The sequence below is a fragment of the Achromobacter spanius genome (assembly GCF_029637605.1).
GTDB classification, from domain to species: domain Bacteria; phylum Pseudomonadota; class Gammaproteobacteria; order Burkholderiales; family Burkholderiaceae_B; genus Achromobacter; species Achromobacter spanius_E.
Map to the genome: position 1 here is coordinate 4,939,391 of NZ_CP121261.1, position 26,624 is coordinate 4,966,014.

A 26,624-nucleotide genomic window follows, 5' to 3' on the forward strand; every position below is an offset into this window, starting at 1 on the left:
GGGCGTCATCGCTTGGGGTCCAGGCTTTCACGCAGGCGGTCGCCCACGATGTTGATGGAAAGAATCAGCACCAGCAGCGCAATGCCGGGGAACAGACTGATCCAGTAATCGCCCGACAGCAGGTATTGGAAGCCGTTGGAAATCAACAAGCCCAGCGACGGCTCGGTGATCGGCACGCCGACGCCCAGGAACGACAAGGTGGCTTCCAGCGCGATGGCGGTGGCGATCTGGATGGTGGCGAACACCATGACGGGGCCCAGGCAGTTGGGCAGCAGGTGGAACACCATGATGCGCCAGGCCGGAAAGCCCAGGTTGGCGGCGGCTTCCACATATTCCTTGCGGCGTTCTTGCAGCGCGCGGCTGCGCATGATGCGGGCATAGTGCCCCCACTGCACCAGCACCAGCGCCAGGATCACCTTGTCCACGCCGCGCCCCAGCACCACCAGCAGCACCAGCGCCACGAGAATGGTCGGGAAGCCCAGGATGAAGTCGACGATGCGCATCAGGATGGTGTCGACCAGGCCGCCCACGTAGGCGGCGATCAGGCCGATGGCGCCGCCGATGGCGGTGGCCAGCACCACGGCCGACAGGCCCACCATGAGACTGATGCGCAAGCCATACAGGATGGCGCTGAGCATGTCGCGCCCTTGGTCGTCGGTGCCCAGCCAGGCGATGCTGCCGTCCATCAGCGCCTGGCGCGGCGCCAGGCGGCCGTCCAGCAGCGACAGGTTGGCCAGGTCGTAGGGATTCTGCGGCGCGAAGTAGGGCGCGAAGACCACCAGGATGATCAGGACGGCCAGCGCGATCACGGAGCCGCGCACGGTGGGGCGCGCGCGGAGCTTTTTCAGGATGGAGGCGCGCTGCGGGGTCTCGGCCAGGGGCTGGACGGTGCGAGTGCGGCCGGAATTGGGAATGTTAGCCATGGCGGATTATTGAGCGGGGGCCACGAGCTGCACGCGCGGGTCGAGCGCGGCGTACAGAATGTCCACAACCAGGTTGATGACCACGAAGATCAGGGTGACCAGCATCACGTAGGCGACCACCACGGGGCGGTCCAGCTGGTAGACGCTGTCGATCAGCAGCTTGCCCATCCCCGGCCACGCGAACACGGTTTCGGTGATGGTGGAATAGGCGATCAGGCTGCCGAACTCCATGCCGATCACGGTCACGACGGGGATCAGGATGTTGCGCAGGATGTGGCGGCGCACGATGCGCCCGGGCTTGACGCCCTTGGCGCGCGCGAATTTCACGTAATCCTGGCTGCGTGCCTCGACCACGCCCGAGGCGGTCAGGCGCAGCACCAGCGCAATGTTGGCCAGCGCCAGGTTGATGGCCGGCATGATCAGATGCGCCCAGCCGTCGGCGGTCAGGATGGACAGGCGTATGCCCAGCACCGTGACGGTGTCGCCACGCCCCGTGGCGGGCAGCCAGCCCAGCCACACGGCAAACAGCAGAATCAACATCATGCCCTGCCAGAAGTTCGGCAACGAAAATCCCAGCACCGACGACGCCATGATGCCGCGGCCCAGATACTCGTCGCGGTACAGGCCGGCAACCAGCCCCAGCGGAATCCCGATCACACAGGTCAGCATGATGGCCACGATGACGAGTTCGAACGTGGCGGGAATGCGCTGCACGATCAGTTCAATGGCCGGAATGCCGTGCACGAAGGACGTGCCCAGGTCGCCATGCAGCGCGCGCCACAGAAAACCGGTGTATTGCTGCCAAACCGGCAGGTCCAGGCCCAGGCGGGCGATCATCGCCTCGCGAGCTGCCTGGCTGGCTTCGGGGCTGACCAGCAGTTCGATCGGGTCGCCCACGGCATACACCGCGAAGAAGACCACGACCGAAACGGCCAGCAGTACGAACAGACTCTGTATCAGTCTGCGCAGGATGAACAAGGCCACGTGATGATTTCCTTGGTGGGCTCAGGGTTGCTTGGCGCCGAGTGCTTGCTTGGCGGGATTATTTGGCGGGTTTGGCCGACATGGCCAGGGTGTATTGGTCGGCTCGGCCTTCGTAGACCAGCCCCTTCTTGAAAGCCCAGATGCTGCTTTCAAAGTGCAGGGGAATGCTGGGCAGGTCGGCCAGTGCAATCGTCAGGGACTGTTGCAACAGCTTTTCCCGCTCGGCGGGGTCCACGGTGACCAGCGCGCGCTTGAACACAGCATCGAACTCGGGGTTGTCGTAACCGCCATAGTTGCTGGTGCCCAGGCCCTGGGCTTTGTCGAACCGGGTGACCCAGTATTGTAGGAAAGACGAGGCTTCGCCGGTTTCGGACGACCAGCCGCCCATCGCGAAACTGAATTCGCGCTTGGCGCGCTTGGGGAAATACACCGAGCGCGTCATGGCGTCGACCGTCGTCTTGATGCCCACGCGCGACAGGTACTGCGCCACCGCTTGCGAGATCTGGGCGTCGTTGATGTAGCGGTCGTTGGTGGACGAAATAGTCAGCTCGAACCCGTTGGGGTAGCCGGCTTCGGCCAGCAGCTTCTTCGCGCCCTCGGGGTCATACTTCAGTTCGGGCGGGTGGGGCAGCGTGCCGAACATGCCGTCGGGCAGGAACTGGTTGGCGGGCGTGGCGGCGCCGTCCATGATGCGCGCGGTGATGGTCTTGCGGTCGATGGCCATGGAGATGGCGCGGCGCACGCGCACGTCCTGCAAGGGGTTCTTGCCGTCGGCGGCCTTGACGGTGGGGCTGGGGTTGCGCGCCACGTCGAACTGAAAATACACCACGCGCACCGACGGCGTGATGACGTAGCCAAAGCCCGGTGTTTCCGAAATGCGCTTCACGTCGCGTGCGGCAGGGTTCTCGATCAGGTCGAAATCACCGGCCAATAGCCCGGTCAGGCGCGGTCCGGCGGCCGGTACGGGAATCAGCTTGACGTTCTGCCAGGCAGGTTTGTCGCCCCAGTAGCCGTCGTTGCGTGTCAGTTCGATGCCCGTGCCTTTCACGTAGGACTTCAGCGTGTAGGGGCCGGTGCCGATCACGTCGCGGCCGCCGTTGAAGTCGGCGACGGTGGGCCAGGGGCCGGTCACGCCGCACTTGTTCGCCAGGTCGAACGTGATGGGACCGTGCTGGACGATGCCGTTCCAGAGCATGGCCGTGCGGGTCAGGTCGTTGGGCAAGAGCGGATAGGGCTTGCGCGTCTTGATGAGCAGCTTGTTGCCGTCTTGCGCCCGCACATCGGCAAACTTCTGCACGATCGCCGGGTACGAGCCGCCAATGGACTGCTCGTTATTCATCACGCGGCAGAACGTAAAAATCACGTCCTGGGCGGTGAAGGGCTGGCCATTCGAAAACTTGACGCCCTCGCGCAGCGTGAACTCCCAAGTCGTGTCGTCCACTGCCTTCCAGCTTGTGGCCAGACGCGGAATTAGGCCCATCTTGGCGTCCTGGCCCACCAGCGTTTCGAACATGTGCGAGGTCATCGCGTCGTTCGGCGTGGCTTGGTGATAGTGCGGGTCCATCGACGTCGGTTCGGAGGACAAGCCAATTGTCAGGGTGGCCGCTTGCGCCTGCGCCATGGCGGCGGGGGCGGCGGCGGCCAGCGTACAGGCCAGTAATGCGCTGCGGATAGTTACCTGGATGGACATGCTTTCCCTTGTTGTTTTGGATGATGCCGGCGGTGCCTCGTGCTTGGGCGCCGCTCGGTTTGCGGATCAGACGATAGCCTGCGCCAGGCGGACCACGGTGACGCCGGGCCGCAGATTGGCGGTGGACGGCATGATCAGCACGCAGTCGTCATAGGGCGTGACCACGGCTTCGCCTTCGGACCAGCCGATGACGGTGCCCGCCGTGGCCAAGGTTTCCAGGCCCTTCCAGGGCTGGTCGAAACGGAAGTCCGCGCTTTTGGCGGCGACGGCGTGGGTGACCCGCAGCGCGCGCTGGGCGGCTGCCGCGGGCGCGAACCAGGCGTCGGGGATGTCGTCGCGGTCCACCGTGCCGGCTTCCAGCAGGAAGCGCGCCATCTGGTCCACCGCCACGCCGCGCGCTTCGGGCGCGCCGTGGAAACCGCATTCGATCAGTAGCGAGCGCGTGCCGTTGTCACCCGTTTCGCCAAAGCGGCCGTAGTCGCGCATGCGCACGCCGGCGGCATGGCCCGCGTCCGCGATGATGGTGGCGGGGTTGCCCAGCGCCAGCGCCAGGTCGATATTGCGCTGCTCCATGCCGGTCAGTTGCAGCGGCACGTCGGAATTGCTCATGGAATGAAAGTCCAGCAACCAGTCTGCCTGTTCCACCCACGGACGGATCTGCGCGGCGCGGCGGCGTTCCTGGCTGATCGGCACGGTCAGCTTGTCGTCGCTCCAGACGCGGTTCATGTCTTCGTCGACAAAACGCGCGGGGGCGTAATTGGTGGAATCGAAGCGGTCGAACGCCGCCAGGTTGCAAAAGGCCAGGGTCAGCGAGCCCCGGCGCGGGCGCAGCCCGGCCGCAAGCGCTTCCTTCAAGGCCCAGGCGCCGCACAGCTCGTTGCCGTGGATCAGCGCGCTCAACATTACTCGCTTGCCCGGCACGCCGGAGTCAAAATGCCAGACGCCGGGCGTCTCCGTATTGCCCAAGCGCTCCGATGACAAATCCGGACAGGCAAGAAGAAAAGGGCGGGGCTGGACCGCGGGCGTGGACGTGGGCATGGGGAACTCCGATGAAGCGGGGGAATTGTATAGGGATCCGGCAAAAGAAAACGGCTGCACGAGGCAGCCGTCTCACGGTTCAAGCGAACCAGATTACTTCTTTTCGGGCGTGACCGACGTCGCCAGCGTGTATTGGTCGCGGCGACCTTCGTAGGTGATGCCCTTGCGGAAGGCCCAGATGCTGCTTTCAAAGTGCAGCGGAATCAGCGGCACGTTGTCCAGGGCGATCTGGGTGGCTTCCTGCAACAGCTTTTCGCGCTTGGGCGCGTCAACCGTCACGATGGCTTCCTTGTAGACCTTGTCGAAATCGGCATTGGAGAAGCCGCCGTAGTTGCTGGTGCCCAGGCTCTTGGGCGAATCCAGCGACGCGACCCACAGCTGGAACAGCGCCGAGGCTTCACCCGTTTCCGCCGGCCAGCCGCCCATCGAGAAGCTGAATTCGCGCTTGGCGCGCTTGGGGAAATAGATGGAGGCCGTCATGGCGTCCACATTGGTCTTGATGCCGACGCGGGCCAGGTACTGGGCCACGGCCTGGGCGATCTGGCCGTCGTTGACGTAGCGGTCGTTGGTGGACGACAGCGTTAATTCAAAGCCGTTGGGGTAGCCGGCTTCGGCCAGCAGCTTCTTCGCGCCTTCCGGGTCGTACTTGATTTCCGGTGCCTTGGGCAGCGCGCCGAACATGCCGTCGGGCATGAACTGGTAGGCCGGGGTGGCCATGCCGTCCATGATGCGCGCGGTGATGGTCTTGCGGTCGATGGCCATGGAAATGGCCTTGCGCACACGCAGGTCCTGCAGCGGGTTCTTGCCGTCGGCGCTCTTGACGAACGGGCTCGGGTTGCGTGCCACGTCCGGCTGGAAGAACACCAGGCGGGTGGACGGCGTAGCGACGAAGCCGAACTTCGGGTTGTCCTTCAGGCGGGGCAGGTCGCGGGCGGCGGGGTTTTCGATCATGTCGAAATCACCCGACAGCAGGCCGGTCAGGCGCGGGCCGGCGGACGGCACCGGCACGAACTTCACTTCCTTCCAGGCCGGCTTGTCGCCCCAGTAGTTCTCGTTGCGGACGAGTTCGATGCCGGTGCCCTTTACGTAGGACTTCAGGGTGTACGGGCCGGTGCCGATGGCATCCTTGCCGTTGTTGAAGTCGGCCACCGTGGGCCAGGCGCCCGTCACGCCGCAACCCTTCTTGGGGTCGAACGTCAGCTTGCCGTGCTCAACAATGCCGTTCCAGATGATGGGCAGCGAGCGGGCCAGCTCGGCGGGCATCAGCGGGAAGGGTTCGGCGGTCTTGATGATGACGGTGTGCGCGTCGGGCGTTTGCACGTCGGCGATGCGCTTGGTCATGTCCATGTAGGACTGCGACACGTTGGTTTCGTTGTTCAGCGTGCGGCAGATCGTGAACAGCACGTCTTCGGACGTGAACGGCTTGCCGTTCGAGAACTTGACGTCGTCGCGCAGCTTGAATTCCCAGGTCAGGTCGTCCAGGTTCTTCCAGGACGTGGCCAACTGGGGCTTGAGCTTCATGTCGGCGCTGCGGCCCACCAGCGAATTGTAGACGTGCGCGGAGAACGCGTCGTTCTGCGTCATCTTGTGATAGTGGGGATCTGCCGAAGTGGGTTCGGCCGACAGGCCGATCTTCAGCGTCTGGGCTTGAGCGGCTGCCAGGGGAATGGCGGCGGCCACAAGGGCCAGGGTGGTGCGCAACTTCATGTGACAACTCCGGAGGGATAGCGAACCGGATCATGCCTGCGCGAAAACCACCGCCGCCGCGGCCGGACACGTTGTCGGCCGCGGGCAAACTAGGATGGGTTGGCGCCAGGCACGACGGCAAGGGGCCGATTATCAATAGGGGCTTCGCGCGTTGTCAATGAAGAACGGCGAATCTGGAGCTAGGGAAAACGCCGAGAGGAAGGGAACAAGCGGGGATGCTTGCCCGGGCGAGAGTGCCGAAAAAGACACCGAACGCCTGTCATCGGGCGCTTGTCCAGCAAGCGGGCCGAAAACGACAGCGCGCCGGGCGAAACCGCGAATATCGATCGCGGTTTCAGCCCAGCGCGGCTGTTTTTACCACTGCGAGCCGGAGAAGCGCGAGCTGGCGGCGCGGGCCTTGTTCATCGACTCGTTCACTTCGTCGATGAAGGCAAACACGCTGGCGACAGCGGCGATCACGGCTTGGCCGGCCTTCTTCAGGCTGGTCAGCGGATGGGAATTGGGTTGGTTCTCGAGGGCGCCGCGCAGCAGGTCGCGCTCCAGCGCGTCGGTCAGGCGGGCAGTGCTATTCAGGGTCAGTTCGCTCATGGTCTTTCTCCAGTCCGTTTCGTCTTGGTGAAAACCATTATAGGGATAACCCTAGTTCGAAAGCAATGACCTTTTCAGGGAAAACCCTAGTATGTTGTAAAAATGTTTATTTGACGGGGACTTAGCTGCGGAAGCTGCCCCAGTTTTCGTTCCGCAAGGCGCGGGCAGCGTCCGCGAGTTCGCCCGCCGTCAAGCCGATGGGGCCGATGCCCTGGGCCACCAGCGTGTCGGCTGCGGCCCCATGCAACCAGACTGCCCCGGCCACGGCTTGGTCCACCGGCAGCTTTTGCGCCAGCAACGAGCCAAGCATCCCGGCCAATACGTCGCCTGTTCCGGCCGTGGCCAAGCCCGGGTTGCCGCTGGTGTTGATTCGTATGTCGCCCGCCGGGCTGCAAACGACCGTGCCCGCGCCCTTCAGTACGATCCAGCAGCCGTAACGCTGCGCCAATTGCCGGGCGGCGCCGGGTCGGTCTGCCTGGATCTGCGCGGCGCTGGTGCCCAGCAGGCGCCCGGCTTCGGCGGGATGCGGGGTCAGCACGACAGGGCCCGCGCCCCAGTTGGGGCGGATGTCGCCCGTGGCCAGCAGGTTGAGTCCGTCGGCGTCCAGTACCAGCGGGGCTTCGCGCCGCAGCACGAATAGTTCCGACAGCGCGTTGGCCGCAAGCGCATCCGTGCCGATACCGCAGCCGGCCACCCAGGCGGTTACGCCCCAGTCTGCATCCAATAGCGAACGGGCGTCGCGCAGCATCAGTTCGGGTTGCAGCGGGTCGCACGCCAGCGGCAAGGTTTCCTGGGCGAAGCCGACCAGCACTTTGCCGGCTCCGGTCTTCAGTGCGGCGCGGGCGGCCAGCAGCGCGGCGCCCGTCATGCCCGGGCCGCCGCCCACCACGCCGACGGTGCCGAAGCTGCCTTTGTGCGTGTCTTGCCCACGCGGGGCGAACAGGGCGGGCAGGCTGGCGCGGTCGATGGGGGCGCCGACGGACGGGACGAGGGTGTTCATTGGCTGAGGCTCCGTGGGAAAGCGGCGGGGCGGGCGCCCGCGTATCCACTATAGTGCGCAAAAACGCGCCGGCCCCAAGGCTCGCGCAGCGGCTAAAGACAACGCGGAGTAGACAATGACTGATATCACGCTGCAACACTATTCAGCCTATGAATCCCTGAAGCTGCGCCGGCATCCCGGCGGCGTGCTGGAGGTGATCATGGGGGCCAAGGGCGGCCAGCCCGGCAAGCTGTCCACGGCAGACGACCGTATGCACCGCGAATTGGCCGACATCTGGCGCGACATCGATACCGACCCCGACACCCGTGTGGTGGTGATTCGGGGCGAAGGCAAGGGCTTTTCGGGCGGCGGCGACCTTGAACTGGTGCAGCAGATGGCCGACGACTTCGACGTGCGTACCCGCGTGTGGCGGGAAGCCCGCGACCTGGTCTACAACATCATCAATTGCAACAAGCCCATCGTGTCCGCCATGCACGGCGCGGCGGTGGGGGCGGGGCTGGTGGCGGGCTTGCTGGCCGACATCTCGATCGCGGCGCGCGACGCGCGCATCATTGATGGCCATACCCGCCTGGGCGTGACGGCGGGGGACCACGCCGCCATCGTCTGGCCGCTGCTGTGCGGCATGGCCAAGGCCAAGTACTACCTGATGCTGTGCGAGACGGTGACCGGCGAAGAGGCGGAGCGCATCGGCCTGGTGTCATTGTGCGTCGATGAAGCCGAGCTGATTTCCCGTGCGTTCGAGGTGGCCAACAAGCTGGCGGCCGGTTCGCAGACAGCGATACGCTGGACCAAGTATTCGCTGAACAATTGGCTGCGCATGGCGGGGCCGAGCTTTGATACGTCGCTGGCCCTGGAGTTCATGGGGTTTGGCGGGCCGGACGTGAAAGAGGGGATCCAGTCGTTGCGCGAACGCCGGGCGCCGAATTTTCGGCCGGATTCGCCGTTTTAGGCGGCGTTGTTTGATGGGTTCGCGCGGTCCGCGGCCGGGTTCTTTTGTCGGTTGTGCCGCGCCGCACCCATCCTACGTCCCAACCGTAGGATGGGTGAAGCGCGAATGACCCGATGTCAGAACGCCAAAGCCCAACGCGCGCAACCCATCACCTCGCGCCCCATCGCCTCGCGTCCCATCGCTTCGCGCCCCATCGCTTCGCGCCCCATCGCCTCGCGCCCCATCGCTTCGCCCCCTATTTCTTAAAAAACTTCGCGAATGCCGCCTGCGCTTCCTCGGTCTGCAGGCGGGCGCGGAACTGCTGGGCTTCGTAATCCAGCGTTTCCTGGATGGCCTGGCGGTCCGCACGCTTCATCATGGCCTTGGTCAGGCGCAGCGCGGCGGGCGGTTGGCGGGCCAAATCAGCGGCCGTGGCCTGGGCCGCCGCCAGCGCCTGGCCTTTTGGCGTAACCGACGTCGCCAAGCCAGCCTCGCGCGCATCTTCGGCGGAAAACGCCTTGCCCTGCAACAGCCATTCGGCGGCGCGCCGCCCTGCCAGGCGGGGCATCAACAGGCTGGAGGCGCCCTCCGGGCACAGGCCCAGCGCTACGAACGGCATGCGCAGCGTGGCGCCTTCGCCGATGTGGACAAAGTCGCAATGCTGTAGCAGTGTCACGCCGATGCCGATCGCATAGCCTTCGACCGCAGCAATGACCGGCACGTCGGCCAGGGTCAGCGCCCGCAGGAACGTCAGCCCCGCGCTGTCACCGGCCCCACGTTCGGCTTGGAAGTCGCGCAGGTCATTACCGGCCGTGAAGTGCTCGCCCGCGCCCGTCAGGATCACCGCCGAGATGGCCTGGTCGGCGCTGGCCAGTGAAATCTGTTCGGTCAGGGCGGCGTAGGTGGCCGTGTCCAGCGCGTTGCGGCGATCCTGGCGGTTGATGACCAGGGTCAGCACCGCGCCGTCACGGCTGACTGTCAGGCCCGCGCTCATGCGAACGACCTGGCGTTCAGTTGCGCCTTGGCCTCGGCGTACTCGCGGCGCAGCGTGTCGACGATCTCCCGGGTCGGCAGCACGCTGGCGATGCCGCCCACGCCCTGGCCGGCGCCCCAGATGTCTTTCCACGGTTTGACGCGAGTCGATCCGAAGTTCGACGCGCCACTGTCCGGCTGCGGCAGGTTGGCCGGGTCCAGCCCCGACGCGGTGATGCTGGCCTTCAGATAGTTGCCGGGAATGCCCGTGAAAAACGGGGTGTACAGAATGTCGGACGCGCTGGCCTCGACGATGGCGGACTTGTAGCCCTCGCTGGCGTTGGCTTCCTGGCTGGCGATGAAGCGCGTGCCCATGTAGGCAAAGTCGGCGCCCATGGCCAGCGCGGCCAGTACGTGCGCGCCGGACGTGATGGCGCCCGACAGGATCAGCGGGCCGTCGTAGAAACGGCGCACTTCGGACAGCAGCGCGAACGGGCTCAGCGTGCCTGCATGGCCGCCGGCGCCCGAGCACACCAGGATCAGCCCGTCCACACCCGCTTCCAGCGCTTTCTCGGCGTGGCGCAGCGTGGTGACGTCATGAAAGACCTTGCCGCCCCAGTCGTGCACGCCCTTGACCAGGTCGCCCGGCGCGCGCAGGCTGGTGATGATCAACGGCACGCGGTGGCTGGCGCACACGGCCAGGTCCTGTTCCAGCCGGTCGTTGGATTGATGGATGATCTGGTTGACCGCGAACGGCGCCACGGCAGCGCCTGGATTCGCTTCGCGGTACGAGGCAAGCCCGGCCTGGACTTCGTCCAGCCAATCGGTCAAGAGGCTTTGGGGGCGCGCGTTCAGCGCGGGAAACGAACCCACGATGCCGCTCGTGCACTGCGCGATCACCAGTTGCGGGTTGGACACGATGAACATGGGGGCGCTGATGACCGGCAGGGACATCTGGCCATACAAATCTGTCACTAGAGAGTGGGGCATAGCGTCGTCGCGTTGTGTTCAGGTCAGTCCAGAAAAGGCGTCCCGCAATTGGGCCTTGAGCCTTGAAAGCGGATGTGCCTATAATTACCTACCGACCGTCCGGTAATTAATTAATCTTTATTTAACGGCATGCGCCGAACCGCTGTCAATGGAGGCCCGCGCGGCCTGCCCGCAGCCTCAGGCGCGGCCCTTGCAAAGGCTGTCATGGCGACCTCCGCCCCTCCTGTTCAGAAACGCGCCCGCGCTGGCCGGCCCCCCACCCTGGTGGCCCCGCGCGAACGCATCCTGGAAGAAGCCGCCAAGCTATTCGCGCAAAGCGGCTACGACGGCAGCTCGGTGGCCGACCTGGCCGCCGCCATCGGCGTGTCCAAGGCGGCCATCTATCACTACTACACCACCAAGCAGGACATCTACGACGCCATCATCCTGGGCGTGTTGAACGGGCTGACGCAAAACGTCGGCCAGGATGTGGCCGATGCCCAGGGCGCCGCCGACCGCTTGCGCGCGTTCATGGTGGGCCACGCCCGCTACTTCGAACAGCACCATGCTGAATTTGTCACCATGCTGATCGGCTATTCCGGCATGGCGCTACCCGAACGCGAAGACGCCGCCCGCCTGCGCGACGGCTACGAAAAGCGCCTGCGCGAACTGATCGCCCAAGGCGTGGAACAAGGCGTGTTCCGCCCGCTGGACGTGGCCGCCACCGGCCGCGCCGTGCTGTCCATGCTGAATTGGATGGTGCGCTGGTACAAGCCCGGCCAGGGCGACAGCGCCGAAGCCATCGCCGCCGGTTACTTCGATTTATTGGTCGGCGGCATGCGCGCCTGATCGCGCCGCCGTCCGGAAACGCATTGCTTATCTACTGAGACTTCCATCATGGCCCTCGACACCGAAACCCTGAACCTGTTGCTGGACGCCGTGCACCGCTTTGTGCACGAACGCCTGATTCCCGCCGAAGACGAACTGGCCTCTAGCGGCCAGGTGCCGCCGGACATCGTCAACGAAATGCGCGAGCTGGGCTTGTTCGGCCTGTCGATCTCGCCCGACTTCGGCGGTTTGGGCCTGACGATGGAAGAGGAAGTGCGCGTGGTGTTCGAACTGGGCCAGACCTCGCCCGCGTTTCGTTCGCTGGCCGGCACCAATATCGGCATCGGCTCGCAAGCCATCGTGCTGGCCGGCACCGACGAACAGCGCGCGCGCTACTTGCCCAAGCTGGCCAGCGGTGAATTGATCGGCTCGTTCGCCTTGACCGAGCCGGACGCCGGTTCCGACGCCATGGCGCTGCGCCTGTCCGCCGAGCGCGATGGCGACGGCTACGTGCTGAACGGCACCAAGCGCTACATCACCAACGCACCCATCGCCGGCCTGTTTTCGGTGATGGCGCGCACCGCGCCCGAACGCCGCGCCAATTCCATTTCGTGCTTCCTGGTGGAAGCCGGCACGCCGGGCCTCATCATCGGCAAGCCCGACAAGAAGATGGGTCAGGCGGGCGCCTTGACCAGCGACGTGGTCTTCGACAACTGCCGCGTGCCGGCCAGCGCCTTGCTGGGCGGGGAAGAGGGCAATGGGTTCCGGACATCGATGCGCGTGCTGGACAAGGGGCGGCTGCACATCTCGGCGCTGTGCGTGGGGATTGCCGAGCGCCTGCTGTCGGACGCGGTCAAGTACGCGCTGGAGCGCAAGCAGTTCGGCCAGCCGATCGCTGAATTCCAGCTGATCCAGGCGATGATCGCCGACAGTCAGGCCGAACTCTATGCCGCCCGCTGCATGGTGCTGGACGCGGCCCGCATGCGCGACCGCGGCGAGAACACCACCATGCAGGCCGCTTGCTGCAAGCTGTACTCGACCGAGATGGTGGGCCGCGTGGCTGACCGCGCCGTGCAGATTCACGGCGGCGCGGGCTATATGTCCGAGTACGCCGTGGAACGCTTCTACCGCGACGTGCGCTTGTTCCGCATCTTCGAGGGCACCTCGCAGATCCAGCAACTGGTGATCGCGCGCGAGACGATCAAGGCGCATTCCTGAGCCGACAGCCAGCGGAAATCCGGCCAGAGTGTCCAAACAGCTAATATCCGGATTGACGAATGGTGCTCCGGGCGCGACCCTAACGGTCCGCGTCCGGGTATGACGCGCTGGCGGCCCGGGCCGCCAGCATGACGGAATTCCAGTCTGGCTTCGCGCATGGCCGCAAGCCGGACGTTTTCATTTCTCATCTAGCGAAAAGACTACAGATGTCGCAACGTCCCGCTCCCCTTACCGGCATCCGCGTGCTGGACCTGACCCGCGTGCTGGCGGGCCCCTGGTGCACCCAGAACCTGGCCGACCTTGGCGCCGAGGTCATCAAGATTGAAAGGCCCGGTGCGGGCGACGATACGCGCGCCTGGGGGCCGCCCTATCTGAAGGACGAAGCGGGCAACGACACCACCGAAGCCGCCTACTACCTGTCCGCCAACCGCAACAAGATGTCGGTGGCGCTGGATATCGCGTCGCCGCGCGGCGCCGAACTGGTGCGCGAACTGGCGCTGCAAAGCGACATCCTGGTTGAGAACTTCAAAGTGGGCGGCCTGAAGAAATACGGGCTGGACTACGAAAGCCTGAAGGCCATCAACCCGCGCCTGATCTATTGCTCGATCACCGGTTTCGGCCAGACCGGCCCGTACGCCAGCCGCCCCGGCTATGACTTCATGATCCAGGGCATGGGCGGGCTGATGAGCATCACCGGCGAACGCGACGACCTGCCGGGCGGCGGCCCGCAAAAGGCCGGCGTGGCCGTGGCCGATCTGATGACCGGCATGTACTCCACGGTAGGCATTCTGGCCGCGCTGCTTGAACGCGCCAACAGCGGTTTGGGCCAGCATATCGACATGGCCTTGCTGGACTGCCAGGTCAGCATGATGGCCAATCAGAACTTGAACTTCATGACCTCGGGCGTGGCGCCCCAGCGCGCGGGCAACGCACACCAGAACCTGGTGCCTTACCAAGTGTTCGCCGCGGCCGATGGCCATTTGATCGTGGCGGTGGGTAACGACAGCCAGTTCCGCAACTACTGCGGCGCCATCGGCCTGCCCGAGTTGTCGGCCGACCCGCGTTTTTCCACCAACCCCCAGCGCGTGAAGAACCGTACCGAGCTCGTGCCGCTGTTGGCCGAGCGCATGGCCACCGGCGCGCGCGACCACTGGCTGGCCGCGCTGGAAGCCGTGGGCGTGCCGGCCGGCCCCATCAATACACTGGACCAGGTCTACGAAGACCCGCACGTGCTGGCGCGCAACATGAAGCGCGAGCTGCCGCATCCGGCCGCCGGCAAGGTGCCGATGGCCGCCAGCCCGTTGAAGTTTTCCGATAGCCCCGTTGAATACCGCCGTCCGCCGCCCATGCTGGGCGAGCACACCGCGCAGGTGCTGGCGGAAAAGCTGGGCTTGTCGGCCGAAGACATTCAGGCGCTGGCACAAAGCCAGCCTTGATCGCGGCGGGGTGGCTGCGCGCCGCCCCGCTTGCCACGCGCCCTGCCGCGGCGCGCACCATCCATTCCAATACAGGCAGGAGAGAGTTGATGACGGAGATTCAAACCATCGGCGTCGTGGGCGCCGGGGCCATGGGGCGCGGCATTGCGCAGATTGCGGCGCAAGCCGGATTGCGCGTGCGTCTGTACGACACCAGCGCCGACGCGATCGCGGCCGCGCGCGAGTCCTTACGCCAAACCTGGGACAAGCTGGCGCAAAAGGGCAAGCTGACCGCCGCCGATGCGCAAGCCGCCTTGGAGCGTGTGGAGGCCGCCACCGCGCTGACCGATATGTCGGCCTGCCAACTGGTGGTGGAAGCCATCGTTGAACGGCTGGACGTGAAGCGCGACCTGTTCGCCGCGCTGGAAGGCGTGGTGTCGGAAGACTGCATCCTGGCGTCGAACACGTCGTCCTTGTCCATCACCGCGATCGCCGCTGCTTGCAAGCACCCGCGCCGCGTGGTCGGCTATCACTTCTTCAACCCGGTGGCGTTGATGAAGGTGGTTGAAGTGATCGACGGCCTGCGCAGCGCACCCGAAGTGGGCGACGCGCTGGCCGCGCTGGCCCGCCGCATGGGCCACACGCCCGTGCGCGCCAAGGACATGCCCGGCTTTATCGTCAACCATGCCGGCCGTGGCATGAATACCGAAGGCCTGCGCGTGGCGCAAGAGGCCGTGGCCACCTTTGCGCAAGTCGACGCCGTGATGCGCGAGCAAGCCGGCTTCCGCATGGGGCCTTTTGAGCTGCTGGACCTTACCGCGCTGGACGTGTCGCATCCGGTGATGGAATCCATCTACCGTCAGTTCTTCGACGAAGCGCGTTTTCGCCCATCGCCGATCACGACCGTGCGCCTGGCGGGCGGGCTGATCGGACGCAAGGCGGGCGAAGGCTTCTACGTCTACGCCGACGGCCAGAAGCAAGTGCCGGCCGAACCGCCCGTGCCGGCGCTGCCGGAAGGCCTGAAGGTCTGGGTCAGCCCCAAGCACGCGGAAGGCTACGCGCGCGCGTCGGCGCTGATCGAAAAGCTGGGCGCTACGTTGGTGACGGATTCGACGCCCGACGCGGACGCGCTGATTGTCGTCACGCCGTTTGGTGATGATGTGTCGACGTCGGTGTCCGCCCAAGGCTTGAACGCCGGCCGCACGGTGGGCTTGGACACGCTATATGCCTTCGACGGCGCCAAGCGCCGCACCGTCATGGTGTCGCCCGCCACCGAAGCCAAATGGCGCGACGCCGCGCACGCGCTGCTGGCCGCCGATGGCGTGCCGGTTACGGTGATCGAGGACTCGCCGGGCTTCATCGCCCAGCGCATCGTGGCCATGATCGTCAACATCGCCAGCGACATCGCGCAACAGCAGATCGCCACGCCGGAAGACATCGACCAAGCCGTGACGCTGGGCCTGGGGTACCCGGTGGGTCCGTTGGCCCTGGGCGACAAGCTGGGCGCCGACCGCATCCTGGAAATCCTGAAGAGCATGCAGCGCGTGACCGGCGACCCGCGCTATCGCCCCAGCCTCTGGCTGCAACGCCGCGTCCAATTGGGCCTGTCCCTACTGAAATCATCAGCCCCGTAGGATGGGTGAAGCGCGAAAAGGTCGGCAGAAGAACCCCGCCGGCCAACGCGCGCAACCCACCAAGTAGCGCCCAAAGCTTCACCTGATCCAGGCAAGAAAAAGCCCCCTGAATTTCTTCTTCAGGGGGCTTTTTATTTGCGCGGTTGCTTGATGGGTTACGCGCGTTGGGCAGAATCTCTGTGGCATAAATCCTGCCGCGCTTCACCCATCCTACTTGGCGTGGTCGACCATGTATTGGACGGCTGCGCGGATGTCTTCTTCCGAGGCGTTGGCGGCGCCGCCCTTGGGCGGCATGGGCGGCTTGCCTTGCATGGCGACCTTCACCATGGCGTCCATGCCGGTCTTGATGTAGGGCGCCCAGGCGGCCTTGTCGCCAAACTTCGGCGCGTTGGCCACGCCGGTGGCGTGACAGGCGAAGCAGACGCTCTTGTAGAGCTTTTCGCCGGCCGGATTGACGGCGGCGGCTTGTTGCGGGGCGCTGGCGGCCGGCGCGGCGGCAGCAGGCGCGCCGGCGGCAGTGGCAGTGGCAGCAGCAGGAGCGGCTCCAGATGCAGCGGCACCAGGAGCGGCGGCGGCTCCAGCAGCCGGTGCACTCGCTGCAGACGCGGTAGCGGCGGGAGCCGCACCAGCAGCCGGCGCACTAGCGGCCGCCGCGGCGTCTGCTTCCTTCTTCGCGCCTTCTTCGGCGGGGGCGGCGGGCTCGGGCAGCGATGCGCCGGACTTGTTGGCCATATAGACCACCGCGCGCGCGACTTCGTAGTCGGACAGCGTGGGGTTGCCGCCCTTGGCGGGCATGCCGCCCTTGCCGTGCAGGGCCACGTTCAGCATGGTGTCGTAGCCGGCCTTGATGAACGGCGCCCAGGCCGCGTTGTCGCCCACCTTGGGTGCGCCGGCCACACCGGCGGTGTGACAGGCCGTACAGACGGCGGCAAAGACCTGTTCGCCCGTCTTGAAGACTCGGGGGGCGTTGGCGTCGACCAGTTCAAACCCCGCGACCGGGGCGATGCGCTTGGTGATGGCTTCCGGGGTCAGCGTGTCCGAGCCGGCTCCGGTCTTGTTGCCGGAGACCACCATGTTCACCAACAGGATGATGATGGCGATTGGGATCACGAAAGACAGGACGATCGTGACGACCAGTTGCTTGGGGGTCTTGATGGGGGAGGAGTGCTCTTCTATGTGTTCCTGCTCGTTGCTCATGACCAAATCCTGCTAACGGGTGGGGCGCCTGACGGCGGCAACAGAAAATCAGTAACTGCACAAATCGGCGAACAAGTCGGGCATCCGCCTGCAAGCAAACGCTGGATTATATAACGGTGTCAGGGACGCACGTCCAATGCATCTGACCGGGTTTTCGATGAGATTGACGGAAGATTTGATGCGCTTCATGCAGGCCATCCAAAACTAGGTACAATGTCGCCTCTTTGCGCTGCGCCCGTAGTTCAATGGATAGAATGAGAGTTTCCGAAGCTCTTGATACAGGTTCGATTCCTGTCGGGCGCACCACAATCACGACGTGACGTGCAATGCGTGACGTGCAATATCTGATGTAGAAATACGTGGCATAGAAAGTCGAATCCCGGGATTCGACATTCGAAACCCGGGATTCATCAGCGTATATAGATCAAAGTCGACAGATCAACGTCGACACATCAACGTCGACACATCAGGGCGGCCATCCAGTCATACGGCCATCAAGCTCCCTGAATATCAATCCCCCTGGATTTAAATTCGCTTCGGCACGCGCGGCGGCATTTTTGCGTTCAGTCATCCAGCGACGGCACCGTGCCGATTTGCGTCAGGATGCGCGGCGATTCCATGTCGCCGGTTTCTTTGTCGATCCATACTTCATAAGCGGCCACGCCCGCGAATTTGGAAGCCATGGAATTGGCGATTCGGATGGCGCCGAATTCGCTGCTGGCCGGACGGATTTCCCCGGGGGCCACGCCGTTGGCGGCGGCGCGATAGGGAACGACGATGTACTGCACAAGATGAGCGGCTTCTGACACAGGTTTCTCCCTGGATGACAGGTTTTTTGGGCGAGCGAAATGTATCACGTCGCACTGTGTTTTTGTACAGTATTTTGAAGCGCCGCACCAACTAAATCTTGCGTGGCGGGAAAACCCCTAGCGGGCAATCGTTGCCCGAAATTCCGCTCGCCTCTATTATTTTCGAAAATCTTCACGGTTTTATAAAAAGAGGCAAGGGATGGAAGCGAACCGGTACGACGCCTATCGCGAGGACACCGCAGGCCGCGCCAATGTGGCGGACTCGCCCGAACGCATTGCCTATTACCAGGAGCTGGCGCGCCTGGAGACCGGCGCCTTGTGGACCGTGGCGAACAAGATTGAACCCTGGGCGCCGCGCTCGGCGTCGGTGCCGGTGGTGTGGCGCTACCAGGACTTGCGCGCGCATGTGCTGCGCTCGGCCGAACTGGTGTCACCCGAAGAAGCGGGCCGGCGCGTGATCTACCTGAACAACCCCGGCCGGCGCGACGTGGCCGCCGCCGTGGGCTGGTTGTATTCCGGCTTGCAAGTGATGCAGCCTGGCGAACTGGCCTCGGCCCACAAGCATTCGCATTCGGCGCTGCGCTTCATCATGGAAGGCCAGGGCGCCTACACCGTGGTGGATGGCCACAAGATGACGTTGGGCGCGAACGACTTCGTGCTGACGCCTAACGGCACCTGGCATGAGCACGGCGTGGCCGAAGACGGCACTACCTGCATCTGGCAGGACGGCCTGGACATTCCGCTGGTCAATGCGCTGGAAGCGGGCTTCTATGCCGTGCATCCCGACCTGAACCAGACCGTGACCCATCCGGTGGACGACACCAGCGCCGCCTGGGGCAACGTAGCCTTGCGCCCGCAAGTGTCGGGCTGGACCAAACCGTATTCGCCGCTCTTGAAGTACGAATGGGAACCCACCTACGAGGCCTTGCGCCGTTATGCGCGCACCACCGCCGGCAGCCCGTACGACGGCGTCCTGCTTGACTACGTGAACCCGGCCACGGGCGGGCCGGTGATGCCGACCATCGGCGCCAGCATGCAGTTGCTGCGCCCGGGCGAACACACCAAGGCGCATCGGCACACGGGTAGCTTTATCTACCAGGTGGCCAAGGGCAGCGGCTTTTCCATCATCGACGGCAAACGCTATGACTGGACCGAGCGCGATATTTTCTGCGTGCCGTCCTGGGCCATCCACGAACACGCCAACCTGTCGAGCAACGACGACGCCTGCCTGTTCTGCTTCAACGATCTGCCCGTGATGCGGTCGCTGGCGCTCTACCGCGAAGAAGCGGTCAAGGAAAACGACGGCCATCAAACGTTGACCTGACGCGCTGATCAGTACCCCATCCCTATTCGAATTTTTATCCGCCGCGCGGGCGTTGTCCGTGCGCCTGGCTCAACTCGTCCTGACTTAATGCGTCCTGATTTAACCCGTCCTCATTCAACTCGTCCTGAATCAATGGAGTTCTTATGCGCTTGGTGACTTTTCGCGCTCATCCCACCGCTGCCGCGCGGCTTGGCGCGCTGGCCGAAGGCTATGTAATCGACCTGGCCCTGCTGGGCCGTGCCGGCGGCGTGGACCTGCCCGACGACATGCTGGCGTTCATCGACCTGGGCCCGGTGGCCGTGGCGCAGGCCACCCGCTTGATGGAGACCTACCGTGGCGAATGGCCGGTGGGCACGGCGCTGCCTCAAGAAAACGTGAAGCTGCTTGCACCCATTCCGCGTCCGCGCAAGAACATCTTCGGCATCGGCCTGAACTACGTTGAACACGTGGCTGAATCCAGCCGCACGCTGGATACGTCGGCCGACCTGCCCAAGCAGCCCGTGATTTTCTCCAAACCGCCCACCACTGTGATCGGCCCGGGCGACGCCATCGAGCACAACGCCAAGATCACGCAGCAGTTGGACTGGGAAGTGGAGCTGGCGGTGATCATGGGCCGCCGCGCCTCGCGCGTGGCCGAGGCCGATGCGCTGTCCTATGTGTTTGGCTACAGCGTCATGCTGGACATGAGCGCGCGCGACTGCCGCCGCGCCGGGCAATGGATCTATTCCAAGGGCCAGGACACCTACGCGCCGTTCGGCCCGTGCATTGTCACCGCCGACGAAATTCCGGACCCGCAGGTGCTGGACCTGTGGCTCACGGTCAATGGCGAGAAAAAGCAGGGATCGAACACGCGCCACATGCTGTTCAAGGTGCCGTTCCTGATTGCGGACATCAGTGCCGGCATCACGCTGGAACCGGGCGACATCATCGCCACCGGCACGCCGGAAGGCGTGGGCGCGGGCCGCAAGCCGCAGGAATGGTTGTGGCCGGGCGATGTGGTGGTGGCGTGCGTGGAAGGCATCGGCACGCTGCGCCATCCGGTGGTGGCGGTTTAGCTCAGGCCTGCCGCCAGGCGGGCAACGCAGTCTTCAAGGGGAAAACATGATCAAGAAACAGAAACTGGGCGGCGTGGCCGCCGCGTTGTCCGTCGCGCTGGTCGCGGCGGTTGCGATGGGCGCCGCGCGCGCCGCCGAGCCCGTCAAGATCGGCTTCATCGCCACCTTGTCCACGCCGGCCGGCTACATCGGCGAAGACGAACGCGATGCCTTCAACCTGGCCATCAAGGAAGGCGGCGGCAAGCTGGGCGGCGTGCCCGTGCAACTGGTTATCGAAGACGACGGCTTGAAGCCCGCCAACGCCAAGCAGGCGGCCGACCGTCTGGTGCAATCCGGCGTGAAGCTCTTTACCGGGGTGAACTTCTCCAACGTGCTGGCCGCCGTGGTGCCGGGCGTGGTGAAGTCGGGCGCGTTCTATGTGAGCCTGAATCCGGGTCCGTCGAACTTCGCGGGCGAAAAGTGCGACCCCAACTATTTCGTGGCGTCCTATCAGAACGACGCCTTTCACACGGCGGGCGGCGTGGCGGCCAATGAATTGGGCTACAAGCGCGTGGTGCTGCTGGCGCCCAACTACCAGGCCGGCCGCGACGCCATCGAAGGGTTCAAGCGCACCTATAAGGGCGAGGTGGTGGCCGAGATCTACACCAAGCTCGACCAGTCTGACTTCTCCGTGGAACTGGCGCGTCTGCGTTCGCTGGCGCCCGAAGCCATCTACCAGTTTCATCCGGGCGGCACCGGCATCAACTTCGTCAAGCAGTATGCGGCGGCGGGCTTGAATAAAAGCATCCCCATGCTGATGCCCAGCTTCTCGATGGACGCACGCATGATCCAGGCCACGGGCGATGCCTCCTTGGGTTCCTACACCACGGGCATCTGGTCGCAAGACTTCAACAACCCGCAGTCGCAGGCCTTCGTCAAAGCCTTCAAGGAAGCCTATGGCCGTGTGCCCACCGACTACGCGATGCAGGCTTACGACACCGCGCAGTTGATCGGCGTGGGTTTGAAGGCCACGGGTGGCGATCTGTCCAAGGCAGCTGAATTCCGCGCGGCGCTGCGCAAGCCCGGCTTCACGTCCTTGCGCGGCAATTTCAGCATGAACACCAATCAGCATCCCATTCAGGATCTGTACCTGATGCGTATCGACAAGGACAGCTCGGGCGGCCTGGTGCCGCATCTGGTTCGCAAACTGGTGTCTGACGACAAGGACGCCTACGCCCAATTCTGCAAGATGCCATCATGACGCTGCTGTTCGAACAACTGCTTAACGGGCTGCAGTTCGGCGCCATGCTGTTCATGCTGGCGGCCGGACTCACGCTGATCTTCGGCATCATGGGCGTGGTCAACCTGACGCATGGCTCGTTCTACATGGTGGGCGCGTACTGCGCGGCCTATGCCATCGGCACCACGGGCTCGTTCCTGGCGGGCGTGCTGGCGGCGCTGCTGGGGGCGGGGCTGTACGGCATATCCGTCGAAGTGCTGGTGATACGCAAGCTGTACAAGCGCGATCACCTGTACCAGGTGCTGGCCACTTTCGGCCTGCTGCTGTTTTCGAACGAGGCCGTCAGCCTGATCTTTGGCCGGCGTCCGCCGCTGGTCAGCATCCCGTCGTTCCTGGAAGGCGCGGTGACGCTGGCGCCTGGCTTTCAGTATCCCTTGATCCGCCTGTCGTTCATCGCCATTGGCGCCTTGGTGGCGGTGGGCTTGTGGTGGCTGGTGAACCGCACGCGCATCGGCATGCTGATCCGCGCGGGCGCGGATGACCGTGAAATGGTGGACGCCTTGGGCGTGGATATCCGCAAGCTCTACACGCTGGTGTTCGGGCTGGGCGCGTTGCTGTGCGGCTTGGCCGGCGTGATGGCCGCGCCGCTGCTGGCGGTGGAAATCGGCATGGGCGAACGCATCTTGATCACCACCTTTGTGGTCATTGTGATTGGCGGGGTCGGCTCGGTGCGCGGCGCCTTGGCGGGCGCCTTGTTGGTGGGCATGGTCGACAGCCTGGGCCGTGCTTTCCTGCCGCAGTTGCTGTCCACGATGTTCTCGCCCGCCACGGCGGACCCGCTGGCCGCCGGCATGGCGTCGGCCAGCATTTATGTGTTGATGGCGATTGTGCTGATCGCCAAGCCGGGCGGCTTGTTTCCGGCGCGAGGATGATGATGGCAAAGACACTTTCGAATCGCGCCCGCTGGGGCTTGGCCGGCCTGGTGGTATTGATCCTGCTGCCGGCCGCCGCGCTGGCCTCGGGTTCGCCGTTCCTGATCGGCGTGGTGACGCGCTTTCTTATCTATGGGCTGGCCGCGGTCAGCCTGGACCTGGTGATCGGCTACGGCGCCATGGTCAGCTTTGGCCACGCCATGTTCTTCGGCCTGGGTGGCTACGCGGTAGGCATCATTGCCTTTCACACGGCCGAGGCAGGGCCCATCTTTGGCTGGGCCGGCAGCAATGCCGCGCTGGTGGTGTGGCCCATTGCGCTGGCCGTGTGCGCGCTGGCGGGCTGGGTCTTCGGTTACCTGGCGCTGCGCACGCGCGGTGTGCAGTTCATCATGATTACGCTGGCCTTTGGGCAGATGGTGTATTTCATCCTGGTGTCGCTGCAGTTCTATGGCGGCGACGACGGGCTGATGATTACGCAGCGCAACGAGTTGCCGGGCCTCAATCTGGAAAGCCCCATGGTGTTCTATTACGTGTGCCTGGCGCTGCTGACGGCGTGGACGCTGCTGTGCATCCGCATCACCAATTCGCGCTTTGGCATGGTGCTGCAGGCGTTGCGCCAAAGCGAGCGGCGCGCGCTGAACCTGGGTGTGGCGCCCACGCCGTACCGCCTGAGCGCGTTCGTGCTGTCGGCCGTGGGCACCGGACTGGCGGGCGTGCTGTGGGCCAACTATGCGGGGCTGGTGACGCCCGACATGGCGGCGTGGACCAAGTCCGGCGAGCTGATGGCGATTGTCATCCTGGGCGGCGTGGGCACCTTGCTGGGGCCGATTGCAGGCGCGGCGGTCTTCCTGGGCCTGGAGCAGATGCTGTCGTCCTTGACCGAGCATTGGCTGCTGTACATGGGGCCGATTCTGGTGCTGGTGGTGCTGTGGGGCCAGAAGGGCTTGTTCGGCAAATTGCTGGAGACGCGCCATGCCGACTGACACGCAAGCAAGCCTGTTGCGGCTGACGCAGTTGCGCAAGACCTTTGACGCGGTGGTGGCCACCAATGGGGTGGACCTGGATGTGCGGGCCGGCGAAATTCACGCCATCATCGGCCCCAATGGCGCGGGCAAGTCCACGCTGATTGCGCAGATTTGCGGTGAGATCCGGCCAGACTCCGGCACCATCCATCTGGACGGGCAGGATGTGACCGGGCTGCGCGCGTTCGAGCGGGCACGGCTGGGCCTGGGGCGTTCCTTCCAGATCACCGAGCTTTGCCACGAATTCACCGCGCTGGAAAACGTGATCCTGTCGCGCATGCTGAAGGACGGGCCCGCGTTTGGCGCCTGGTCCGATCCGCGCCGCGACACCGGCCTGAAGGCCGAGGCCATGCAGTGGTTGACGCATGTGGGCCTGGCTGAGCGCCGCCATGTGCGGTCGGCCGATCTGGCGCACGGCGAACGGCGGCAACTGGAACTGGCGGTGGCGCTGGCGCGCGAGCCGCGCCTGTTGCTGCTGGATGAGCCCATGGCCGGCATGGGGCCCGAGGAATCGGCGCGCATGACGCGCCTGCTGCAAGGCATGAAGGGCGATTACGCGGTGCTGCTGGTTGAGCACGATATGGACGCCGTCTTCGCGCTGGCCGACCGCATCAGTGTGCTGGTCTATGGCCGCGTGGTGTTCAGCGGCACACCGGACGAGGTGCGCCGCCATCCGGAAGTGCGCGCGGCCTACCTGGGAGAAGAACATGTTGAAGGTTGACGGCCTGACGGGCGGTTACGGATCCAGCAAGGTGCTGTTCGGCATGTCGTTCGAGGCCAGCGAGGGCGAGGTGATTTCGCTGATTGGCCGCAACGGCATGGGCAAGACCACCACGGTCAAGACCTTGATGGGCATGCTGCCCGCCACCGGCGGCGCGGTGCAGTTCCGGGGGCAGACGCTGGGCCGGTCCGCGCCCAGCACGGTGGCGCGCCTGGGCGTGGGGTTGGTGCCGGAAGGGCGGCGCGTGTTTGGCTCGCTGACGGTGCAGGAAAACCTGGTGGCGACGGCACGAGCGGCCGCGGGCGGCTGGGACCTGGAGCGCGTCTACACGCTGTTCCCGCGCCTGAAAGAGCGCCGCGCGCAGTCGTCACGCACCTTGTCGGGCGGCGAGCAGCAGATGCTGGTGGTGGGCCGCGCGCTGATGACCAACCCCAAACTGCTGATCCTGGACGAAGCCACCGAAGGGCTGGCGCCATTGATCCGCCAGGAGATCTGGCGTTGCCTGCGGTCGCTGAAGGCCGAGGGCCAGACCATTCTGGTCATCGACAAGAACCTGCCCGAGATGGCCACGCTGGTCGACAGGCACTACATCGTGGACAAGGGCCGCGTGGCCTGGTCGGGCAAGCCCGCCGAGCTGTCCGCCCAACCCGAATTGGCGCAGCGGTATCTGGGAATATAGGGCCGCCACGCCTAAGCGCCACACCTGCCCGCGCCGCCCATGGGCGCGGGTAGAATGGGCCGCCTGTGCGCGGATCAGCGGACACGCCGCTGACATCTGGAGAGCATGTTGAAGCCAAGAATCAAAGCTTCCCGCCAGGACGATTCCGGATCGGCCGGGAACGCTGACGTGGAAGACATCACGCTGTCGGAGCAGGTTTACCGCCTGCTTCGGCGCGACATCATGAGCGGGGTCTTCGCACCGGGCCAGTCGCTGCGGCTGGAATTGTTGAAGCAGCGCTACGGCAGCAGTTTTTCGCCGATCCGCGAAGCGCTCAACCGCCTGCGCAGCGAACGCATGGTGGTGAACACCACGTCGCGCGGTTTCAGCATCGCGCCCTTGTCGGTCGAGGAAATGTGGGACGCCTGTGAAACCCGCATCCTGATCGACTGCGATGCCTTGCGCCGGTCGCTGGCGAATGCGGACGACGCTTGGGAAGCGCGGCTGGTCGGCGCCTATCACGCGCTGACGCTGGCGGCGCAGCGCGCGAGCGTAGCGTCAGCCCCGTCCGATGAACTGGAAGATTTGCTGGAGGCCCGCCACCTGGATTTCCATCACGCGCTGATTGGCGCCTGCCGCTCGCATTGGCTGTTGGACCTGTCCACGCAGCTGTACGCGCAAACCGAGCGCTACCGCCGCCCCGCGCGCGCGGGCGCCACGGCCTATGGGCCGGAACGCAACGTGGACGACGAACACCGCCAACTGCTGGACGCGGCGATCTCGCGCGACGCCGAACGTTCCGTGGCCATGCTGGCCGCGCACTACCGCAAGACCGCGCAATTCATCGAACGCATCATTTCACAGCCCGACACCCAGGCACGACATGCATAACGCCGAGATCGATCTTTTCTTTTCCTCCATTGCCGAACGCGATGTTCAATACAACGCGCGCGAATCCGTGGCCGACTTTGACGCCTGCGTGCGCCGCTACGCGGAGTCGTCGGCGCGGGTGCGCTCGCGCCGCCCCGGCGTGCTGGACCTGCGTTACGGCATGGGCCAGGACGAGCGGCTGGACCTGTTCCTGCCCGCGGCGTCGCACGCACCCGCGCCGCTGTTCGTGTTCATCCATGGCGGCTACTGGCGCGCGCAACGCAAGGAAGACGCGCCCGTGATGGCCGAGGCCTTCAATGCGGCTGGCGCGGCGGTGGCCACGCTGGAATACACGCTGGTGCCCGAAGCCACGCTGGGTGAAGTGGTGCGCGAAGTGCGTTCCGCCGTGGCCTGGCTGTACCAGAACGTGGCGGCCTACGGCGTGGACCCCGAACGGATCTACGTGAGCGGCAGCTCGGCCGGCGGCCACCTGGCCGGCATGCTGGCGGCACCCGGCTGGCCCGCGCGCTATGGCGTGCCGGACGACATCATCAAGGGCACGCTGGCCTTGTCCGGCCTGTTCGATTTGCGTCCGCTGTGCGACATCCTGCCCAACACCTGGCTGCGCCTGACGCCGGAGCAGGCCGCGCATCAAAGCCCCATCTTCAATCTGCCCGAGCGCGCCGGCCCCATGTTGCTGGCCGTGGGCGGGCTGGAGACACAGGGCTTCAAGAACCAGACGTCGGCGTTTGAGGCGGCCTGGAACGCGGCGGGCCTGGCGTCCACCCGCATTCCCACGCCGCACTGCAATCACTTTGACCTGGTCAACGAGCTGGAAGACCCGGACAGCGCGCTGACCCGGGCCACGCTGGCGATGATGGGGCTGGCCGCCCGCTGAGGGCCAGCCTTGATGGCCGCCGCGC

25 protein-coding genes and 1 tRNA gene are annotated in these 26,624 nt (G+C 65.0%); 15 read left to right on the forward strand and 11 right to left on the reverse strand.

Annotated elements, in window-relative coordinates:
* Positions 1–5 precede the first annotated feature (5 nt).
* The 7 genes from P8T11_RS22015 to P8T11_RS22045 all read right to left on the reverse strand — a co-directional run bounded on the left by P8T11_RS22015 (position 6) and on the right by P8T11_RS22045 (position 7,930).
* The gene (locus tag P8T11_RS22015; RefSeq protein WP_050446758.1) at positions 6–923 is read right to left on the reverse strand and encodes an ABC transporter permease; all 918 of its coding nucleotides are present in this window, start codon (positions 921–923) and stop codon (positions 6–8) included.
* A 6-nt stretch (positions 924–929) separates the two neighbouring features.
* Positions 930–1,907 carry an ABC transporter permease gene (locus P8T11_RS22020; RefSeq protein WP_268080023.1) on the reverse strand — a complete coding sequence of 326 codons (978 nt, stop codon included), beginning with the start codon at positions 1,905–1,907 and terminating at the stop codon, positions 930–932.
* A gap of 58 nt (positions 1,908–1,965) precedes the next feature.
* Complete coding sequence (locus P8T11_RS22025) at positions 1,966–3,597, reverse strand: ABC transporter substrate-binding protein (RefSeq protein WP_268080022.1); 1,632 nt, start codon at positions 3,595–3,597, stop codon at positions 1,966–1,968.
* Between the two features lie 66 nt (positions 3,598–3,663).
* Positions 3,664–4,635, reverse strand: coding sequence for a succinylglutamate desuccinylase/aspartoacylase domain-containing protein (locus P8T11_RS22030; protein WP_268080021.1), 972 nt, complete (start codon positions 4,633–4,635; stop codon positions 3,664–3,666).
* Positions 4,636–4,728: 93 nt separating this feature from the next.
* Positions 4,729–6,342, reverse strand: coding sequence for an ABC transporter substrate-binding protein (locus P8T11_RS22035; RefSeq protein ID WP_268080020.1), 1,614 nt, complete (start codon positions 6,340–6,342; stop codon positions 4,729–4,731).
* Positions 6,343–6,696: 354 nt separating this feature from the next.
* Positions 6,697–6,930, reverse strand: coding sequence for a hypothetical protein (locus tag P8T11_RS22040; RefSeq protein WP_050446754.1), 234 nt, complete (start codon positions 6,928–6,930; stop codon positions 6,697–6,699).
* Positions 6,931–7,051: 121 nt separating this feature from the next.
* Entirely contained in the window at positions 7,052–7,930 is an 879-nt protein-coding gene (locus tag P8T11_RS22045) for an NAD(P)H-hydrate dehydratase (protein WP_268080019.1), read from the reverse strand.
* Positions 7,931–8,045: 115 nt separating this feature from the next.
* Between P8T11_RS22045 and P8T11_RS22050 the strand changes: the two genes are divergently transcribed.
* Positions 8,046–8,879, forward strand: coding sequence for an enoyl-CoA hydratase/isomerase family protein (locus tag P8T11_RS22050; protein ID WP_050446752.1), 834 nt, complete (start codon positions 8,046–8,048; stop codon positions 8,877–8,879).
* A gap of 235 nt (positions 8,880–9,114) precedes the next feature.
* On the opposite strand, the gene P8T11_RS22055 is transcribed toward P8T11_RS22050, so the two are convergent.
* Both P8T11_RS22055 and P8T11_RS22060 read right to left on the reverse strand, forming a co-directional pair.
* Positions 9,115–9,852: an enoyl-CoA hydratase-related protein gene (locus P8T11_RS22055; RefSeq protein ID WP_268080018.1), complete on the reverse strand. Its 738-nt coding sequence runs from the start codon at positions 9,850–9,852 to the stop codon at positions 9,115–9,117.
* A complete protein-coding gene (locus P8T11_RS22060) occupies positions 9,849–10,820 on the reverse strand; it encodes an NAD(P)H-dependent flavin oxidoreductase (RefSeq protein WP_050446750.1) in 972 nt (323 codons plus the stop codon). The genes P8T11_RS22055 and P8T11_RS22060 overlap by 4 nt, the downstream gene beginning before the upstream one ends.
* Before the next feature lie 204 nt (positions 10,821–11,024).
* On the opposite strand from P8T11_RS22060, the gene P8T11_RS22065 reads away from it, so the two are divergent.
* The 4 genes from P8T11_RS22065 to P8T11_RS22080 all read left to right on the forward strand — a co-directional run bounded on the left by P8T11_RS22065 (position 11,025) and on the right by P8T11_RS22080 (position 15,894).
* Positions 11,025–11,648 (forward strand): TetR/AcrR family transcriptional regulator, encoded by a 624-nt coding sequence (locus P8T11_RS22065; RefSeq protein ID WP_264616904.1) that lies wholly within the window; start codon positions 11,025–11,027, stop codon positions 11,646–11,648.
* Positions 11,649–11,696: 48 nt separating this feature from the next.
* A complete protein-coding gene (locus P8T11_RS22070; protein WP_050446748.1) occupies positions 11,697–12,845 on the forward strand; it encodes an acyl-CoA dehydrogenase family protein in 1,149 nt (382 codons plus the stop codon).
* A 206-nt stretch (positions 12,846–13,051) separates the two neighbouring features.
* Positions 13,052–14,281, forward strand: coding sequence for a CaiB/BaiF CoA transferase family protein (locus P8T11_RS22075; RefSeq protein ID WP_268080017.1), 1,230 nt, complete (start codon positions 13,052–13,054; stop codon positions 14,279–14,281).
* 89 nt (positions 14,282–14,370) lie between these two features.
* A complete protein-coding gene (locus P8T11_RS22080) occupies positions 14,371–15,894 on the forward strand; it encodes a 3-hydroxyacyl-CoA dehydrogenase (protein ID WP_268080016.1) in 1,524 nt (507 codons plus the stop codon).
* 210 nt (positions 15,895–16,104) lie between these two features.
* On the opposite strand, the gene P8T11_RS22085 is transcribed toward P8T11_RS22080, so the two are convergent.
* Positions 16,105–17,091: a c-type cytochrome gene (locus tag P8T11_RS22085; RefSeq protein ID WP_268080015.1), complete on the reverse strand. Its 987-nt coding sequence runs from the start codon at positions 17,089–17,091 to the stop codon at positions 16,105–16,107.
* A gap of 231 nt (positions 17,092–17,322) precedes the next feature.
* On the opposite strand from P8T11_RS22085, the gene P8T11_RS22090 reads away from it, so the two are divergent.
* Positions 17,323–17,397: transfer RNA gene (locus tag P8T11_RS22090), tRNA-Arg, on the forward strand.
* Positions 17,398–17,654: 257 nt separating this feature from the next.
* Here the strand turns inward: P8T11_RS22090 and P8T11_RS22095 are convergent.
* The gene (locus P8T11_RS22095) at positions 17,655–17,900 is read right to left on the reverse strand and encodes a hypothetical protein (protein ID WP_006217094.1); all 246 of its coding nucleotides are present in this window, start codon (positions 17,898–17,900) and stop codon (positions 17,655–17,657) included.
* A gap of 199 nt (positions 17,901–18,099) precedes the next feature.
* Between P8T11_RS22095 and P8T11_RS22100 the strand changes: the two genes are divergently transcribed.
* The 9 genes from P8T11_RS22100 (at position 18,100) to P8T11_RS22140 (ending at position 26,599) form a co-directional block, all read left to right on the forward strand.
* Entirely contained in the window at positions 18,100–19,224 is a 1,125-nt protein-coding gene (locus tag P8T11_RS22100) for a cupin domain-containing protein (protein WP_268080014.1), read from the forward strand.
* A 143-nt stretch (positions 19,225–19,367) separates the two neighbouring features.
* Positions 19,368–20,279 (forward strand): fumarylacetoacetate hydrolase family protein, encoded by a 912-nt coding sequence (locus P8T11_RS22105; protein ID WP_268080013.1) that lies wholly within the window; start codon positions 19,368–19,370, stop codon positions 20,277–20,279.
* A gap of 46 nt (positions 20,280–20,325) precedes the next feature.
* Entirely contained in the window at positions 20,326–21,519 is a 1,194-nt protein-coding gene (locus tag P8T11_RS22110; RefSeq protein ID WP_268080012.1) for an ABC transporter substrate-binding protein, read from the forward strand.
* Positions 21,516–22,430, forward strand: coding sequence for a branched-chain amino acid ABC transporter permease (locus tag P8T11_RS22115; RefSeq protein WP_050449136.1), 915 nt, complete (start codon positions 21,516–21,518; stop codon positions 22,428–22,430). Before P8T11_RS22110 ends, P8T11_RS22115 begins: the two co-directional genes overlap by 4 nt.
* Positions 22,427–23,413 carry a branched-chain amino acid ABC transporter permease gene (locus P8T11_RS22120; RefSeq protein ID WP_268080011.1) on the forward strand — a complete coding sequence of 329 codons (987 nt, stop codon included), beginning with the start codon at positions 22,427–22,429 and terminating at the stop codon, positions 23,411–23,413. The genes P8T11_RS22115 and P8T11_RS22120 overlap by 4 nt, the downstream gene beginning before the upstream one ends.
* Positions 23,403–24,173: an ABC transporter ATP-binding protein gene (locus P8T11_RS22125; protein ID WP_268080010.1), complete on the forward strand. Its 771-nt coding sequence runs from the start codon at positions 23,403–23,405 to the stop codon at positions 24,171–24,173. Before P8T11_RS22120 ends, P8T11_RS22125 begins: the two co-directional genes overlap by 11 nt.
* A complete protein-coding gene (locus P8T11_RS22130; protein WP_268080009.1) occupies positions 24,160–24,852 on the forward strand; it encodes an ABC transporter ATP-binding protein in 693 nt (230 codons plus the stop codon). Before P8T11_RS22125 ends, P8T11_RS22130 begins: the two co-directional genes overlap by 14 nt.
* A gap of 108 nt (positions 24,853–24,960) precedes the next feature.
* Positions 24,961–25,722: a GntR family transcriptional regulator gene (locus tag P8T11_RS22135; protein WP_326494528.1), complete on the forward strand. Its 762-nt coding sequence runs from the start codon at positions 24,961–24,963 to the stop codon at positions 25,720–25,722.
* A complete protein-coding gene (locus tag P8T11_RS22140; protein WP_259252860.1) occupies positions 25,715–26,599 on the forward strand; it encodes an alpha/beta hydrolase in 885 nt (294 codons plus the stop codon). Before P8T11_RS22135 ends, P8T11_RS22140 begins: the two co-directional genes overlap by 8 nt.
* Positions 26,600–26,624: the final 25 nt, after the last annotated feature.